The organism is Paracnuella aquatica, assembly GCF_003332885.2.
In the GTDB taxonomy this organism is placed as follows: Bacteria; Bacteroidota; Bacteroidia; order Chitinophagales; family Chitinophagaceae; genus Flavisolibacter; species Flavisolibacter aquaticus.
The window spans coordinates 332,764-348,955 of the sequence record NZ_QOWJ01000003.1 but is presented as its reverse complement, the minus strand read 5'-3'; the positions used below and the strand labels follow the sequence as shown (position 1 = coordinate 348,955).

Here is a 16,192-nt window from a genome sequence, read left to right as displayed (position 1 = left end):
CCGCCGGCTGGCAGGGTTCTATCTTATCAATCTTTAGAAATCTTAAGAATCACTGGTTACTCTTCTTCGTCGAAACTCATCACCTCGCGGGTAGTTTGCAACAACTCGTATTCTTCTTTCGAACCTACGATGGTATTGTCAAACTCACGCAGACCCGTACCCGCAGGGATTGGGTGACCGGTGATTACGTTTTCTTTCAGACCCAGCATGTCATCGGCCTTACCTTGGATGGCTGCAGAAGAAAGCACCTTGGTGGTTTCCTGGAACGACGCAGCCGAGATCCAGCTTTGTGTACCCAGCGAAGCTTTGGTGATACCCAGCAACGTTGGCGACGAAGTAGCAGGTTGCGCATCGCGGAACTCAACCAGCTTTTTATCGGCACGGCGCAGGATGGAGTTTTCTTCCCGCAGTTCGCGCAGCGTAACGATCTGGCCGGCACGCATTTTCGAAGATTCGCCCGGTTCGGTCACTACCTTCTTGTCGAAGATATAGTCGTTCTCATCGAGGAACTCGAATTTGTCTACCAGGTCTTCTTCGAGGAAGCGGGTGTCGCCCGGATCCTGGATCGATACCTTACGCATCATCTGGCGTACGATCACTTCAATATGCTTGTCGTTGATCTTTACACCCTGCAAGCGATACACTTCCTGGATTTCGTTCACCACGTATTGCTGTACTGCAAATGGTCCCTGGATGTTCAGGATATCCTGCGGTGAAGTTTGACCATCGGAAAGCGCATTACCGGCTTTGATAAAGTCGCCGTCTTGTGCCAGGATCTGGCGGGTCAGCGGAACGAGGTATTTCTTGGTAACACCATCTTTTGCTTCGATGATGATCTCGCGGTTACCGCGTTTTACAGCACCCATGGTTACCACACCGTCAATTTCGGAAACGATGGCAGGGTTAGATGGATTACGTGCTTCAAACAGTTCGGTTACGCGGGGCAGACCACCGGTGATGTCGCGGAGTTTACCCAACACCCGAGGAATTTTTACCAGTACCTGGCCAGCTTTTACCTGGTCGCCTTCGTCCACAACAATGTGTGAACCGGTAGGCAGGTTGTAGCTTTTACGCTCCTTACCTTCCACCAGAATCGAAGGAATCTTTGTTTTATCGCGGGTTTCGATAACCACCTTTTCGCGGTGGCCGGTCTGTTCGTCCGACTCTTCGCGGTAGGTAACGCCATCGATTACGTTCTCGTATTTCAGTTCACCATCGATCTCGGCAATGATTACGTTGTTGAACGGATCCCAGGTACAGATCACCTGACCTTTCTGAATGGTCTGGCCATCTTTAACGGCCAGTGTAGCACCGTAAGGGATGTTCATTACGTTGAGCAAACGGTCGTTTTTCACGTCCATATTGCGGATCTCACCGGTACGGCCGATAACCACCTGTACTTTCTCGCCTTCGTTGTTCAGAACGGTTACAGTACGCAAACCGTCGAACTGCAGGGTACCGTCGAACTTGGCCAGCATGGTAGATTCTACAGCTGCAGAACCGGCCACACCACCCACGTGGAAGGTACGGAGGGTAAGCTGAGTACCGGGTTCACCGATGGACTGTGCAGCGATGATACCAACGGCATCACCACGCTGTGCGGTGTAACCTGTAGCCAGGTTTTTACCATAGCATTTTACGCAAGTACCACGTTTGCTTTCGCAAGCCAGTACCGAGCGGATCTCTACGGTTTCAATACCCGAATCTTCGATCTTCTGGGCAATCTCCGGAGTGATTTCTTCACCTGCTGCAATGATCAGTTCATCGGTCAGCGGGTTATAGATATCGTGTACCGATGTGCGGCCTTCAATACGGTCGCTCAGCGGCTCGATGATGTCTTCGTTGTCTTTCAGTGCCGAAGTAGCAATACCACGCAGGGTACCGCAGTCATCGTCGGCAATTACCACATCCTGTGCAACGTCCACCAAACGACGGGTCAGGTAACCGGCATCGGCCGTTTTCAGGGCCGTATCCGCCAGACCCTTACGGGCACCGTGGGTAGAGATAAAGTAGTCCAATACGTTCAGACCGCCTTTAAAGTTGGAGAGGATCGGGTTTTCGATGATCTCCGAACCGGTAGAACCAGACTTACGCGGCTTGGCCATCAGACCCCTCATACCAGCCAGCTGTTTGATCTGCTGTTTGGAACCACGGGCACCTGAATCGAGCATCATGAATACCGAGTTAAAGCCTTGCTTGTCGGTAGCCAGTTCGCGGATCAGGGTTTCGGTGATGCGGGTATCTACGCGGGACCAAATGTCAACGATCTGGTTGTAACGTTCGTTGTTGGTGATCAGACCCATGTTGTAGTTTTCCCAAACCTCTTCTACTTCTGCCTTCGCATTTTCCAGCAGTTCGTTTTTGATGTCGGGGATGATCAGGTCGTTGATCGAGAACGAAAGACCACCGGAGAAGGCCATGCGGAAACCAAGCTGCTTGATATCATCAAGGAACTTAGCCGTTTTTGGAATGTTAGTGATGCGGATGATATCGCCAATGATTTCACGCAGGTTTTTCTTGGTAAGCAGGGCGTTTACAAAACCAACCTCATCGGGCACATGTTGGTTGAACAACACACGGCCTACAGTAGTTTCCAGCAGTTTATTAACCAGTTGCTCATTTTCACGAACATTTGTTTTTACGCGGATATGCGCATGCAGGTCAACACGGCCTTCGTTGTAGGCAATGATCACCTCTTCTTCGCTGTAAAACGCTTTGCCTTCGCCGCGAACTTTTAACTCGTCGGTAGATTTGCGGCCTTTGGAAATATAATACAGACCCAGTACCATGTCCTGCGAAGGCAGGGTGATGGGGGTACCGTTTTGCGGGTTCAAAATGTTGTGCGAAGCCAGCATCAGCAATTGCGCTTCCAGTACGGCAGCGTTGCTCAGCGGTACGTGGACGGCCATTTGGTCGCCGTCAAAGTCGGCGTTGAACGCCGCGGTAACGAGGGGGTGCAGCTGTATGGCTTTACCTTCAATCAATCGGGGCTGGAAAGCCTGAATGGAAAGGCGGTGCAGCGTTGGGGCACGGTTGAGCATTACGGGGTGACCTTTCAGGATGTTTTCCAGAATGTCCCAGATAACGGCTTCTTTTTTATCAACCAGCTTGCGGGCCGATTTTACGGTTTTTACAATGCCACGCTCAATCAGCTTGCGGATAATGAACGGCTTGAAGAGCTCGGCAGCCATATCTTTTGGCAAACCGCACTCATGCAGTTTCAGCTCGGGGCCTACCACAATCACCGAACGGCCGGAGTAGTCCACGCGTTTACCCAACAGGTTTTGACGGAAACGGCCTTGTTTACCTTTCAGTACATCGGAAAGGGACTTCAGGGCACGGCCACCTTCAGCTTTAACGGCGTTAGACTTACGGCTGTTGTCAAATAAGCTGTCCACGGCCTCCTGCAGCATACGCTTTTCGTTACGCAGGATCACCTCGGGGGCTTTGATCTCCAGCAGACGCTTCAGGCGGTTGTTGCGGATGATTACCCGGCGGTACAGGTCGTTCAGGTCGGACGACGCAAAACGGCCACCATCCAGGGGAACGAGCGGACGCAGTTCGGGTGGAATAACCGGGATGTACTGCATTACCATCCACTCGGGGCGGTTGGTGATGCGGGTATTGGCATCGCGGAACGACTCCACCACCGACAGGCGCTTCAGGGCGTCAGCCTTACGCTGCTGCGATGTTTCGGTAGCAGCGGCGTTGCGCAGGTCGAAAGAAAGCTGGTCCAGATCGATGCGGGCCAGCATATCGTGCACAGCCTCGGCACCCATCTTTGCAATGAATTTATTGGGATCCTCGTCGGGCAGGTACTGGTTATCCTTGGGCAGGGTATCCAGGATGTCGAGGTATTCTTCTTCGGTGAGCAGGTCGCCGTAGTTCTGGCCTTTATCGGCACGGATGCCGGACTGAATCACCACAAAACGTTCGTAGTATACGATGCTTTCCAACTTTTTGGAAGAGGTACCCAGCAGGTAACCAATTTTGTTCGGCAGGCTTTTGAAGTACCAGATGTGTACCACCGGCACTACCAGCTTGATGTGGCCCATGCGTTCGCGGCGCACTTTTTTCTCGGTAACTTCTACACCGCAGCGGTCGCATACGATGCCTTTGTAGCGGATGCGTTTGTATTTGCCGCAGGCGCATTCATAGTCCTTTACCGGACCAAAGATGCGCTCACAGAACAAACCATCCCGCTCCGGCTTGTAGGTCCGGTAGTTGATGGTCTCAGGCTTCAGCACCTCGCCAAAACTCTTCTCCAGGATAGAGTCGGGCGAAGCCAGTCCGATCGTAATCTTCGAAAACGTTGCTTTCGGACGATTGTCTTTTTTTAGAGCCATATAATGATTGGTAATTTTTACGTTTTTTTCCGGCGTTCAACAAAAATTGCCCTGCATAGCAAGGCCTTAACCGCTCTTTTGAACAGTTGAAAACTTATTGAACACCAATAATTTAAGTGATTGTGCTTTAGACAATGGGGCCAATATACCTAAATTAAGACGGCAAAGGTAAGGGAAATGGCCGGAAAATTTATCCACAACTTGGGGCGATGGGAGGATTAACGGATTGTTGGGAGCAGCGGCGCAGAATATTGAACAGAGGAACAAGGAACTTCGAACAGACGAAGTTGAATGGCGAATAACGAACAAGGAACAATGAATGTCGAACCGGAGAAGGAAAAAGCCATTTAATATTCTTGTGGGTTCTGGCTGGTGTGCCGTAAACGCAGAATCTTGATTTTATCTTCCAGCACACGATAGCTGATCCTGAACCGGTAGGTTTCAAATGCCCGGTAACTTCCGTCGTTACCAGATTTGTATTTATCAGGAGGATGCATTTCCGGATTTTCCCTCAATCGGCCTGTTTGCTCCAGAATCTTATCCCGAACTTTTGCGGCATTTTGAATTGAGTCTTCCTTTATTTATAGAATGGCCTCTTTAAATGCATCAAGTGCAGCTTTATCCCAAATAATTTGGCGTTGCATTTTACCAATCTTTAGACATTCGTTCTACTTCTTCCTGCGTTTGGAACGCTCCGGCGTTAATCCTTTGTTCCGCCGCTTCTATGTCCCGGTTATATTCTTCTAAAGTTTGCTGGCCGTCCGGCACAAATGATTGCACCACCTTCAACAGTGATTCTTTTTGCACGGTGGTCAGCCTCGACCAGTAAGCCATAAACTCTGTATCTAATGAGGGGGCAGCCATAAAATACATTTGTACAAATTTACCCTTTTACCTCTCCGACCGACCTAGTTTCTTTTAAAAACCGCTCCCTGATTACATCCATCACGGCCACATTGCGGACCTTGCTCTCGAGCCAGGAAATAATATCGAGGTACAGGAAAGCGCGGGTTTCATATTTGTTGCGTTCCAGGCCACGCAGTTTTTCCAGCAGTTTTTGAAATTCCTCCTTTACCTGGAACCGCGATAGCTGCAGCGATTTACGCAAAAACCGCATGATCTCCTCCTCTACCCCGCTGATGTTTTCCATTTTCAACATAAAGCGGTACACCGATTTCATCAGGTATTCCAGCAGCTCGTAATTACCCAATTCGTAATGCGCAATCAGGTGCAGCAGGCGGGCATAACACTGGAGGTCGCTGCGGAGGTCGGTCTTCCAGTTGATAATTTTATTTAAATAATCAATCGACTGCTCGTATTGACCGCAGCCAAAATACAGCGAGGCAAATTTGTAATAAAACACCAGCACCCGGTGGCGATCCATGTATAGTCCGTAGTCGCTCAGCTTTTCTTCAATCTGCGGGATCAACTGCACGCCTTCGCGAAAAGTGCCGCACATAAAGTGTTTGTTGATGCGGCCGATATTGAGGTATACAAAAGCCTGTATCCGGTTGTTTTCGCTGGCCGATATGGATTTGTTTTCGGCAAAAGCCTCAAACTGCTGCAGCACTTCCCGAAACCTGGGATAGTTGCCGAGGTCGAAATGCGCACTGAGCAGGTTGTGCATGCCTTTGATATAATTGGCCGTATCAATATCGATCATGAAGGGCTGATCGTGAAAAAGGTCCACCCATTTTTGCGTATAGCGGTAATACATCAAAAAGTCGTGGCGAATGAACGCATACCAGCAATAGCTTTGAAACAGGTACAGCTTTTCGTAAAAGCCTGCTGCCTTTGCGGCGTCTTTAGGCAGGTGTTTTTTAAAATAATCCTGTAGCACAATCTCGTCCCGCTCGTTGCGGGCATGACCGTTTTTAATGTACCAGCTATACAGTTGAAGCGCCAGGTTCGATAGCTGCGTCATCAGCACCAGGCGGCCGTTTACGGCATCGGCTTCCGAAGTGAGCTGGTCGGCGCGGTCCTGCATGCTGCGGGTAATATGCAGCGATTCGATCTTTTTTTCCAGCGAAATAACCTGCACCATAATGGTGACTTGGTTGTGCGACCGGGCAGTTTCTTTTATTTTATCCAGCAGCTTCAGGCTTTGGTGGTACAGGCCTTTTTTATACAAAATGCGGGCATAGTCGAGTTGCTCGTGGAGTTGTATATCAATATCGGCGCCGTTATCCAACAAACGCAGCGATGCTAGTATTTGTTTATATAATAGCGCTTTGGTGTTGGACAGCTGCAGCTTGGAGATGCCGGGTGCTTTTTTCAAAATGGCTGCTTCGTCGTATTCGGACAGTTTATCCATAGCATCGAACAACTGCACCACTTTCAGTTCTTCGTTCGATGAATTACGGGTGGAGTAGAGTTTAAAATTCCGCTTTTCGCTCTTCGAAAGAGAACGGACCAATAAAAAAAGAGGGTCGGCAGAACGGTTGGGCATCGTAATTCTTTTTGAACAAATGTATTGGAAACCAATAATATAGATAGATAATCCGGACAGTTAAGCAATGTAAATTAATCCATATTTTAGTTCTGCTGCGCCAATAGGCCATGCTACATTTACATCAGAGCGGGCTGTTTCTCATAATAAGCAAGCAATCGTTAATACCGGCCCGCTCTAAAATTTTTCCGCTCCGAAATAGATGTTAAGGGTGAATGGGCCTGATTGTTTCGATCAGGCATTTTTTAAACCCGCCGGCGTTGAAACGAAAACCATCAAAAAGCAGCAGGCCCACGTGAGGCGCCTCGCGAAAAAGAACTTTATTCTATGGCCGATAACAAAGTCTATATTTTCGACACTACCCTGCGCGATGGCGAACAAGTACCCGGCTGTAAGCTGAATACTTCCGAAAAAATTGAGCTGGCCCTCCAACTCGAGGCTTTGGGTGTAGACATTATTGAAGCGGGTTTCCCTATTTCGTCTCCCGGCGATTTTGAGTCGGTAAATGCCATTGCTAAAATTGTAAAAAACGCTACCGTTTGCGGCCTCAGCCGTGCGGTGCAAAAAGATATTGAAGTGGCCGGCGAGGCACTGAAGCCCGCGGCCCGCAAAAGAATCCATACCGGCATCGGCACTTCCGACCTGCACATCAAAGCAAAATTTAATGCTACCCGCGAAGAGATTTTGCAGCGTGCCATCCAGGCCGTGAAATGGGCCCGCAACTTTACCGACGACGTAGAGTTTTATGCAGAAGATGCCGGCCGCACCGACAACGAATTTTTAGCCCGGGTAGTGGAGGCTGTTATTGCAGCCGGCGCCACTACCGTTAATATCCCAGATACGACTGGCTATTGTTTGCCCCATCAGTACGGAGAAAAAATCGCTTATCTCGTCAACAACGTGCCCAATGTAGATAAAGCGGTCCTCTCCTGTCATTGCCACAACGATCTTGGGTTGGCCACTGCCAATTCCATTGCCGGCGTAATAGCCGGTGCCCGCCAGATCGAGTGCACCATCAACGGCCTTGGCGAACGTGCAGGCAACACTGCACTGGAAGAAGTGGTGATGATTTTGCAACAGCACAAGCTTGGCCTCTACACCAATGTAAACGCCAAAATGCTGAACCCGCTGAGCCGCATGGTAAGCGATGTTATGCGCATGCCGGTGCAACCCAACAAAGCCATTGTTGGCGGCAACGCATTTTCACATTCGTCCGGCATTCACCAGGACGGCTTTTTGAAAGATGCGCAGACCTACGAGATCATCAACCCCGTAGAAGTGGGCGCCGAAGAAAGCAAGATCGTGCTCACAGCCCGCAGCGGCCGCAGCGCATTGGCGCACCGCCTGCAGAAACTGGGCTTTCAATACACCCGCAACGACATCGACGTTTTGTACCAGGAATTTCTGAAAGTAGCCGACGCTAAAAAAGAAGTGCTGGAAGACGACCTGGTCGCTATTTCGAAAGCATATCAGAAGGAAGCAGTGGTGGCGTAGAAAGATGATGGATGATGGATGGTAGATGATTGAGTTGATAGTTAACAGTTCGTAGTTGATAGTGAAAACAACATTGACCATTGACCATTCACGATTGACGTTTCACGTTTCACGAAAGAACAATATTTCACACTCCCCATGGGTAAGACCTTAGTAGAAAAAATTTGGGAAAAACATGTGGTTCGCTCTATTGAAGGCGGACCAGACGTGTTATATATCGACAAGCACCTCATTCACGAAGTAACTTCTCCGCAGGCGTTTGCCGGGCTGGAGAAAAGAGGCATTCCTGTAGCGCGTCCGCAGCAGGTGGTAGCCACCGCCGACCACAACGTGCCCACCATCAACCAACACCTGCCCATCCGCGAAGAACTGTCGCGCAAACAGGTAGAAAAACTGATCGAGAACTGCGCCAATCACGGCATTGAATTATACGGCCTTGGTCACCGCTACCAGGGCATTGTGCATGTTATCGGGCCAGAACTGGGCTTCACCCAACCAGGCATGACCATCGTTTGCGGCGACAGCCACACTTCCACACATGGCGCCTTTGGTTCCATTGCATTTGGCATTGGCACATCGGAAGTAGAAATGGTGTTGGCTACGCAATGCCTCATGCAAAGCAAACCCAAACTGATGCGCATCAACGTTGAAGGCGAACTAGCCAAAGGCGTTGTTGCAAAAGATATTATCCTCTACATCATTGCGCAGATCTCTGCCAGCGGGGCCACCGGCTTTTTTGTGGAGTATGCCGGTTCGGCCATCCGCTCGCTGAGCATGGAAGGCCGCATGACCATCTGCAACATGAGCATTGAAATGGGAGCCCGCGGCGGACTTATCGCTCCGGACCAAACCACATTTGACTATGTGCAAGGCCGCACTTTTGCCCCCAAAGGCGAAGTATGGGATAAAAAACTGGCCGAATGGAAAGAGTTGTATTCAGATGCGGATGCACAATTTGATCACGAGATCAACATCAATGCAGCCGATATCGAACCCATGATTACCTGGGGCACCAACCCGGGCCTGGGCATTGGCATTAACGATGCAATTCCAACTACCGAAACACTTTCGGAAGGCGAAAAACGCAACCTGAAAAAAGCGCTGGAATATATGGGCCTGCAAGAGGGCAAAGCCATTAAAGGCATGCCGGTGCAACATGTGTTCATTGGCTCTTGCACCAACAGCCGTATTGAAGATCTGCGCCTGGTGGCCGATGTGGTAAAAGGTCGCCGCAAGAACGACAATGTTAAAGTAATGATCGTTCCCGGCTCGCAGCAAGTGGCCGAGCAGGTACGTGCCGAAGGGCTCGATAAAATTTTTGAAGCCGCCGGCTTTGAAGTACGTCAGGCCGGATGCAGCGCATGCCTCGGCATGAATGAAGACAAAGTGCCCGCAGGCGAATATTGCATTTCCACTTCCAACAGAAACTTTGAAGGAAGGCAAGGCGCCGGTGCCCGCACACTGTTGGCCAGCCCGCTCACTGCAGCGGCCGCAGCCATCACCGGAGTAGTAACCGATGTTCGTGAACTTTTAGGATAATCTGAATGCAACCCATAAGAATTGTACATAGCACATTCGTTCCGCTGCCACTGGAGCAGGTAGATACCGACCAGATCATTCCGGCCCGCTTTTTAAAAGCAACCACCCGCGATGGATTTGGCAAAAACCTGTTTCGCGACTGGCGTTATGAGGCTGACGATGAAACAAAGCCGAAAAAAGATTTTGTCCTTAACAACCCATTATACCGCGGCGAAATTTTAGTAGCCGGTAAAAATTTTGGTTGTGGATCATCCCGAGAACATGCGGCATGGGCTGTACTGGATTATGGTTTTAAAGTAGTGGTGTCGTCATTTTTCGCCGACATTTTTAAAAACAACGCACTCAACAACGGCGTGCTGCCGGTACAGGTCAGCGAAGGCTTTTTGCAGCAAATTTTTGAGCAGGGCCCGGATGCAACTTTGACTGTTGACCTCGAAGCACAAACCATCACCATCGATGCAACTGGTGCTCACGAACAGTTTGAGATCAACAACTATAAGAAAACCTGTCTTCTCAATGGATACGACGACATTGATTATCTGCTGAGCATGAAGAGTGAGATTGAGGCATTTGAAACAGCTAGAAACTAGCAACAAGTTATCAGCTTCAAGCCGCAAGAAAATATTTGAAGCTTTCTAAAAATACTAGTGTGAATAAAAATATTGCAGTCATAAACGGTGATGGGATTGGCCCGGAGGTAACCGCCCAATCAATCAGGGTGCTGAATGCCATTGGTGAAAAGTTTGGCCACCAGTTCAATTACACCTATTGCCTGATGGGTGCCGATGCTATTGACAAAACCGGCAACCCGCTGCCCGACGAAACCATTGAAGTGTGCTTAAATGCTGATGCGATTTTGTTTGGCGCCATAGGCCATCCCAAATACGACAACGACCCCACAGCAAAGGTGCGTCCGGAGCAGGGGCTGCTGAAGCTGCGCAAATCGCTGCAACTGTTTGCCAACATCCGCCCCGTAAATACTTATCCTGCACTAGAACATTTGTCGCCATTGAAAGCAAAGCAACTCGAGAACGTTGACTTTGTAATTTACCGCGAACTGACCGGAGGCATTTATTTTGGTGAAAAGAAAGTGGCAGACGATTATAGCGAAGCTTCCGACCTCTGTGTTTATTCCAAACCCGAGATCGAACGTATAGCACACTTGGCTTTTAAAGCAGCACAACAGCGCCGCAAGAAATTGACGCTTGTTGATAAAGCCAACGTGTTGGAAACATCACGCCTGTGGCGCAAAGTAGTGCAGGAAATTGCACCGCAGTACAGCGATGTGCAGGTTGACTTTTTGTTTGTAGACAACGCGGCCATGCAGATCATCGTTAACCCCAAGCAGTTCGATGTAATGCTTACAGAGAACATGTTTGGCGATATTCTTTCCGATGAAGCTTCGGTTATTTCTGGTTCATTAGGCTTGTTGCCTTCTGCTTCGGTGGGTGCTGCTACTGCGCTATTCGAGCCCATTCATGGTTCTTACCCGCAAGCTGCCGGAAAGGACATTGCCAACCCCACCGGTTCCATTCTTTCTGCAGCTATGATGCTGGAGTATTTTAACTTGCTCGAAGAAGCAGCAATTGTACGTTCGGGTGTGGCCTGGGCCTTGAGCAATGGCTTTGTAACAAAAGACATCGACGGCGTGAACTATTACTTCACTTCCACCATCGGCGAACTGATTGCCGACTATGTACACAACCGCGTGAACACCGAAGTGAACCGCAACAACATCGAGCTGCGCAAATCAACCATCATATAACAACCACAGATTAAAGGATTGAAAATGATTTCCACCATTGCACATATAGCCGTAGGCATTATTGCTGTCGTGGTCATTATTATTCCGGCATAAACTGGAGGCGTTTACTTTTTACTACCATATAAAAACCGCCTCCACTGGAAAGGCGGTTTTTTTTGAAACATACTGCATCAAAATTTTAGACAAACAATGAGCGACGCAACAACACCACAGGCAGGCAATGGCATTTTGAACAAATACAGCCGTGTGCTGACGCAGGACGAAACCCAACCCGCGGCACAGGCCATGCTGTATGGCATTGGCCTCAGCGATGACGACATGAACAAGGCACAGGTAGGCATAGTGAGCATGGGCTACGATGGCAATACCTGCAACATGCACCTCAACGACCTGGCTAAAATTGTAAAGCAAGGCACCTGGGACAACGACCTCGTGGGCCTCATCTTCAACACCATTGGCGTGAGTGACGGCATGAGCAATGGCACCGATGGCATGCGCTATTCGCTGGTGAGCCGTGATGTAATTGCTGATTCCATTGAAGCCGTTTGCGGCGCTCAATATTACGATGGCGTGATTGCACTGCCTGGTTGCGACAAAAACATGCCTGGTTCCATCATTGCCATGGGCCGTTTGAATCGCCCTGCCATCATGGTATATGGCGGTACCATCGCTCCGGGCCATCACAACGGCCAGGATCTGAATATTGTTTCGGCGTTTGAAGCACTCGGTCAAAAAATTGCCGGTACCATCACGCCCGAAGATTTTAAATGCGTGGTAAAAGCATCCTGCCCCGGCGCTGGTGCCTGCGGAGGCATGTACACGGCCAACACAATGGCCGCGGCCATCGAAGCACTGGGCATGAGCCTGCCGTACTCTTCTTCCAACCCCGCAATTTCTGAAGATAAAAAACGGGAATGCCTCGAAGCAGGTAAAGCCATCCGCCTGTTGCTCGAAAAAGATATTAAGCCTTCGGACATCATGACCCGCAAGGCTTTTGAAAACGCCATTGTTACCATCATTGTGCTGGGTGGTTCTACCAACGCGGTGCTGCACCTGATTGCTATGGCCCGCAGTGTGGATGTCCCTCTGACGCAAGACGACATTCAAGCCATCAGTGACCGCACACCGGTGCTGGCCGATTTTAAACCGAGCGGCAAATACCTGATGCAGGATTTGTACCAGCACGGCGGTGTGCCTGCAGTAATGAAGTACCTGTTGCAAAAAGGTTTGCTGCATGGCGACTGCCTTACGGTAACCGGCAAAACCGTAGCGGAAAACCTGGCCGATGTTCCTGAACTGGATTTTGAAACACAAAAAATCATCCTGCCGCTGGAAACACCTTTGAAAGCATCAGGACATCTACAAATATTGTATGGCAACTTGGCCGAAGGCGGCTCGGTTGCAAAAATCAGTGGCAAAGAAGGCGAACGCTTTGAAGGCCCCGCCCGTGTATTTGATGGCGAACAGGAACTCATTGCCGGCATCCAAAGCGGCCGAGTCCAACCCGGTGATGTCGTCGTTATCCGCTACGTAGGACCTAAAGGTGGACCCGGCATGCCCGAAATGCTAAAACCAACATCAGCCATCATTGGCGCAGGTTTAGGCAAATCGGTAGCGCTCATCACGGATGGCCGGTTCAGTGGCGGCACCCACGGTTTTGTGGTGGGCCACATTACCCCCGAAGCCTACGAAGGCGGCAACATAGCACTGGTGCAGGATGGCGACACCATCACCATCGATGCAGTAAACAATACGATATCGGTGAAACTGAGCGACGGCGAGCTGTTGGGCCGCAGGGCACAATGGCAGCAGCCGCAGCCAAAAGCAACAAAAGGCTTGCTTTTTAAATACGCACAAAGCGTAAAAAATGCCGCCAACGGTTGCGTTACCGACGAAGCATAAATCATTTTCTTTCTTGACCGCATAAACTTGTAGCATATGACTACGCAAACACTCAACGCCGAAATTCAGCAGCCAGCCGAAACCCCAAATCCCCTTCAGGAAGTATCGGGCTCCGTGGCTGTGCTGGAAGCACTCATTGCCGAAGGCGTTGATACCATTTTTGGATATCCCGGGGGCGCCATTATGCCTATTTATGATGCGCTGTACGATTACAACGAAAAGATCGAGCACATACTGGTGCGCCACGAGCAGGGCGGCATCCATGCAGGCCAGGGCTATGCCCGCACATCGGGTCGGGTAGGCGTGGTGTTTGCCACCAGCGGACCCGGCGCCACCAACCTGGTTACCGGCCTGGCCGATGCACAGATCGACAGCACGCCGCTGGTTTGCATCACCGGCCAGGTGTTTGCACACCTGCTGGGCACCGACGCCTTCCAGGAAACCGATGTAATCAATATTACCACGCCGGTAACCAAATGGAACTACCAGGTTACCGATGCTTCCGAAATCCCGGAGGTAATGGCCAAGGCCTTTTACATTGCCCGCAGCGGCAGGCCCGGCCCGGTGCTGATTGACATTACCAAAAATGCGCAGCTGCAAAAATTTGCCTACAGCGGTTACACGCCTTGCAACCATATTCGCAGCTACCGCCCCAAGCCCATTGTACGCAAAGAATATGTGGAGGAAGCGGCACGCCTGATCAACAGCGCAGAAAAACCATTCATACTTTTTGGCCAGGGTATCATCCTGGGCAAGGCTGAAAAAGAGTTCAAACAATTTGTTGAAAAATCGGGCATTCCTGCTGCCTGGACCATCATGGGCCTGAGCGCATTACCTACCGATCATCCGCAAAACGTGGGCATGCTGGGCATGCACGGCAACTATGGCCCCAATGTACTCACCAACGAATGCGATGTGCTCATTGCCATCGGCATGCGTTTCGATGACCGCGTTACCGGCCGCCTCGATAAATATGCGAAGCAGGCAAAAGTGATCCACCTGGACATCGATCCTGCCGAAATTGACAAGAATGTAAAAGCAACTGTTCCGGTTTGGGGCGACTGTAAAGAAACCCTGCCGATGCTCACCGAATTGATCGAGCAAAAAGTGTATCCTCAATGGCTCGAAAAGTTCAATGAGTTCCGCAACCAGGAAGAGCAGATTTGCATACAGCCTGAGAAAAACCCCGACACCGAGATCATGAGCATGGCCGAAGTGCTGGAAGCGCTCAACGAACTCACCAACGGCGATGCCGTAATTGTTACCGATGTAGGCCAGCACCAGATGGTGGCCTGCCGCTATGCCAAGTTCAACGCATCGAAAAGCAATGTAACATCGGGCGGCCTCGGCACCATGGGTTTTGCACTGCCAGCAGCCATTGGCGCTAAGTACGGCGCACCGCAGCGTACCGTTGTAGCCATCATCGGCGATGGCGGTTTTCAAATGACGCTGCAGGAACTGGGCACCATCATGCAGTTCGATGTGAATGTAAAGATCCTCATCCTTAACAACGAGTTTTTGGGCATGGTGCGCCAGTGGCAACAACTGTTTCACGACCGCCGCTATTCGTTTGTAAACATCACTTCGCCCGACTTTGTGATGCTGGCAAAAAGCTACGGCGTTGAAGGACAAAAAGTGGCGCAGCGCGAAGGCCTGAAAGCCGCCCTGAAAGCTATGCTGGAGCACAACGGATCGTATTTACTGGAAGTGATGGTGGGCAGAGAAAACAACGTGTTCCCGATGGTGCCGCAAGGTTGCAGCGTATCGGAGATCCGCTTGCAGTAATCTTTTTCACTAGAACTGCGAAAGTAACGGCGAAGAATAAGCGCTTTTATGTAGCCAGCTACAGTAGCACTGTTCAGCACCGGTTGCGTCGCACACTTCATCGGCTAACACATCATTCAACAAAGGCATCATGAAACAGGAATATACCATCACCGTTTATACCGAAAACCATATTGGCCTGCTCAACCGCATCGCCATTATTTTTTCGCGCCGCAAAATCAACATTGATTCGCTCAACACCTCTCCTTCCGAGATCGAAGGCATCCACCGCTTCACCATCGTGATCGATGAAACTGAAGAAGTAGTGCACAAACTAGTACGCCAGATCGAAAAACAGGTGGAAGTGTTGAAAGCATACTACAACACGCCGGAAGAAATTGTATGGCAGGAAATGGCGCTGTACAAAGTGCCCACCGACGAAATTGCCGAAAAGGTAAAAGTAGAACGCCTGCTGCGCCAGTACGGTGCCCGTGCAGTTGTGATCCGCAAAGATTACACGGTGTTTGAAGCCACCGGCCACCGCGAGGAAACTGACAAACTGGTGGAAGTATTGGCACCTTATGGGCTTATCGAGTTTGTACGGACGGCCCGTGTGGCCATTATCAAAGCCAGCAAAGGTTTCCACGACAAACTAAAAGAGTTTGAAGAAGCCGAACCCGGCGAGGAAGTGATCGAAAACGAATACCTGAGCCAGCGCGAAGCGCTGTTTCCGGACACAGGATATTGATGTTTTACTGGTCAGGCCACTTGGAGTGGCCTGACCAGTAAAACCAGATTTACGATTGACGATCTCGGATTGCGGATTTATTAAAAACAACAAGTGTACCACTGGAGTGCACCTTCCGAAATCCGAAATCGCAAATCCGAAATTTTGGCCTCCCAGACTTTTACGAAATAAACAAAACACAAGCA

At 50.1% G+C, this 16,192-nt stretch carries 11 protein-coding genes; 7 read left to right on the top strand and 4 right to left on the bottom strand.

The window, feature by feature from the left end; genetic code table 11:
* Positions 1 to 56 precede the first annotated feature (56 nt).
* The 4 genes from rpoC to DRJ53_RS07695 form a co-directional block, all read right to left on the bottom strand.
* Positions 57 to 4,346, bottom strand: a complete 4,290-nt coding sequence (gene rpoC / locus DRJ53_RS07710) for a DNA-directed RNA polymerase subunit beta' (protein WP_114235021.1) — start codon at positions 4,344 to 4,346, stop codon at positions 57 to 59.
* A 347-nt stretch (positions 4,347 to 4,693) separates the two neighbouring features.
* Entirely contained in the window at positions 4,694 to 4,912 is a 219-nt protein-coding gene (locus DRJ53_RS07705) for a type II toxin-antitoxin system RelE/ParE family toxin (protein ID WP_277749271.1), read from the bottom strand.
* 79 nt (positions 4,913 to 4,991) lie between these two features.
* Positions 4,992 to 5,210 carry a hypothetical protein gene (locus tag DRJ53_RS07700; RefSeq protein WP_123893425.1) on the bottom strand — a complete coding sequence of 73 codons (219 nt, stop codon included), beginning with the start codon at positions 5,208 to 5,210 and terminating at the stop codon, positions 4,992 to 4,994.
* Between the two features lie 19 nt (positions 5,211 to 5,229).
* The gene (locus DRJ53_RS07695; protein WP_114235018.1) at positions 5,230 to 6,795 is read right to left on the bottom strand and encodes a hypothetical protein; all 1,566 of its coding nucleotides are present in this window, start codon (positions 6,793 to 6,795) and stop codon (positions 5,230 to 5,232) included.
* A 327-nt stretch (positions 6,796 to 7,122) separates the two neighbouring features.
* Between DRJ53_RS07695 and DRJ53_RS07690 the strand changes: the two genes are divergently transcribed.
* The 7 genes from DRJ53_RS07690 to ilvN all read left to right on the top strand — a co-directional run bounded on the left by DRJ53_RS07690 (position 7,123) and on the right by ilvN (position 16,007).
* Positions 7,123 to 8,289 (top strand): 2-isopropylmalate synthase, encoded by a 1,167-nt coding sequence (locus DRJ53_RS07690; protein ID WP_114235017.1) that lies wholly within the window; start codon positions 7,123 to 7,125, stop codon positions 8,287 to 8,289.
* A gap of 138 nt (positions 8,290 to 8,427) precedes the next feature.
* On the top strand, positions 8,428 to 9,828 hold the full coding sequence (gene leuC, locus DRJ53_RS07685) for a 3-isopropylmalate dehydratase large subunit (protein ID WP_114235016.1): 1,401 nt from the start codon (positions 8,428 to 8,430) through the stop codon (positions 9,826 to 9,828).
* Between the two features lie 5 nt (positions 9,829 to 9,833).
* Positions 9,834 to 10,418, top strand: a complete 585-nt coding sequence (gene leuD / locus DRJ53_RS07680) for a 3-isopropylmalate dehydratase small subunit (RefSeq protein ID WP_114235015.1) — start codon at positions 9,834 to 9,836, stop codon at positions 10,416 to 10,418.
* Positions 10,419 to 10,477: 59 nt separating this feature from the next.
* The gene (gene leuB, locus DRJ53_RS07675; RefSeq protein ID WP_114235014.1) at positions 10,478 to 11,593 is read left to right on the top strand and encodes a 3-isopropylmalate dehydrogenase; all 1,116 of its coding nucleotides are present in this window, start codon (positions 10,478 to 10,480) and stop codon (positions 11,591 to 11,593) included.
* A 189-nt stretch (positions 11,594 to 11,782) separates the two neighbouring features.
* Positions 11,783 to 13,495, top strand: coding sequence for a dihydroxy-acid dehydratase (gene ilvD / locus DRJ53_RS07670; RefSeq protein ID WP_114235013.1), 1,713 nt, complete (start codon positions 11,783 to 11,785; stop codon positions 13,493 to 13,495).
* A gap of 36 nt (positions 13,496 to 13,531) precedes the next feature.
* Positions 13,532 to 15,280 carry a biosynthetic-type acetolactate synthase large subunit gene (gene ilvB, locus DRJ53_RS07665; protein WP_114235012.1) on the top strand — a complete coding sequence of 583 codons (1,749 nt, stop codon included), beginning with the start codon at positions 13,532 to 13,534 and terminating at the stop codon, positions 15,278 to 15,280.
* 130 nt (positions 15,281 to 15,410) lie between these two features.
* On the top strand, positions 15,411 to 16,007 hold the full coding sequence (gene ilvN, locus DRJ53_RS07660) for an acetolactate synthase small subunit (protein ID WP_114235011.1): 597 nt from the start codon (positions 15,411 to 15,413) through the stop codon (positions 16,005 to 16,007).
* Positions 16,008 to 16,192 lie beyond the last annotated feature (185 nt).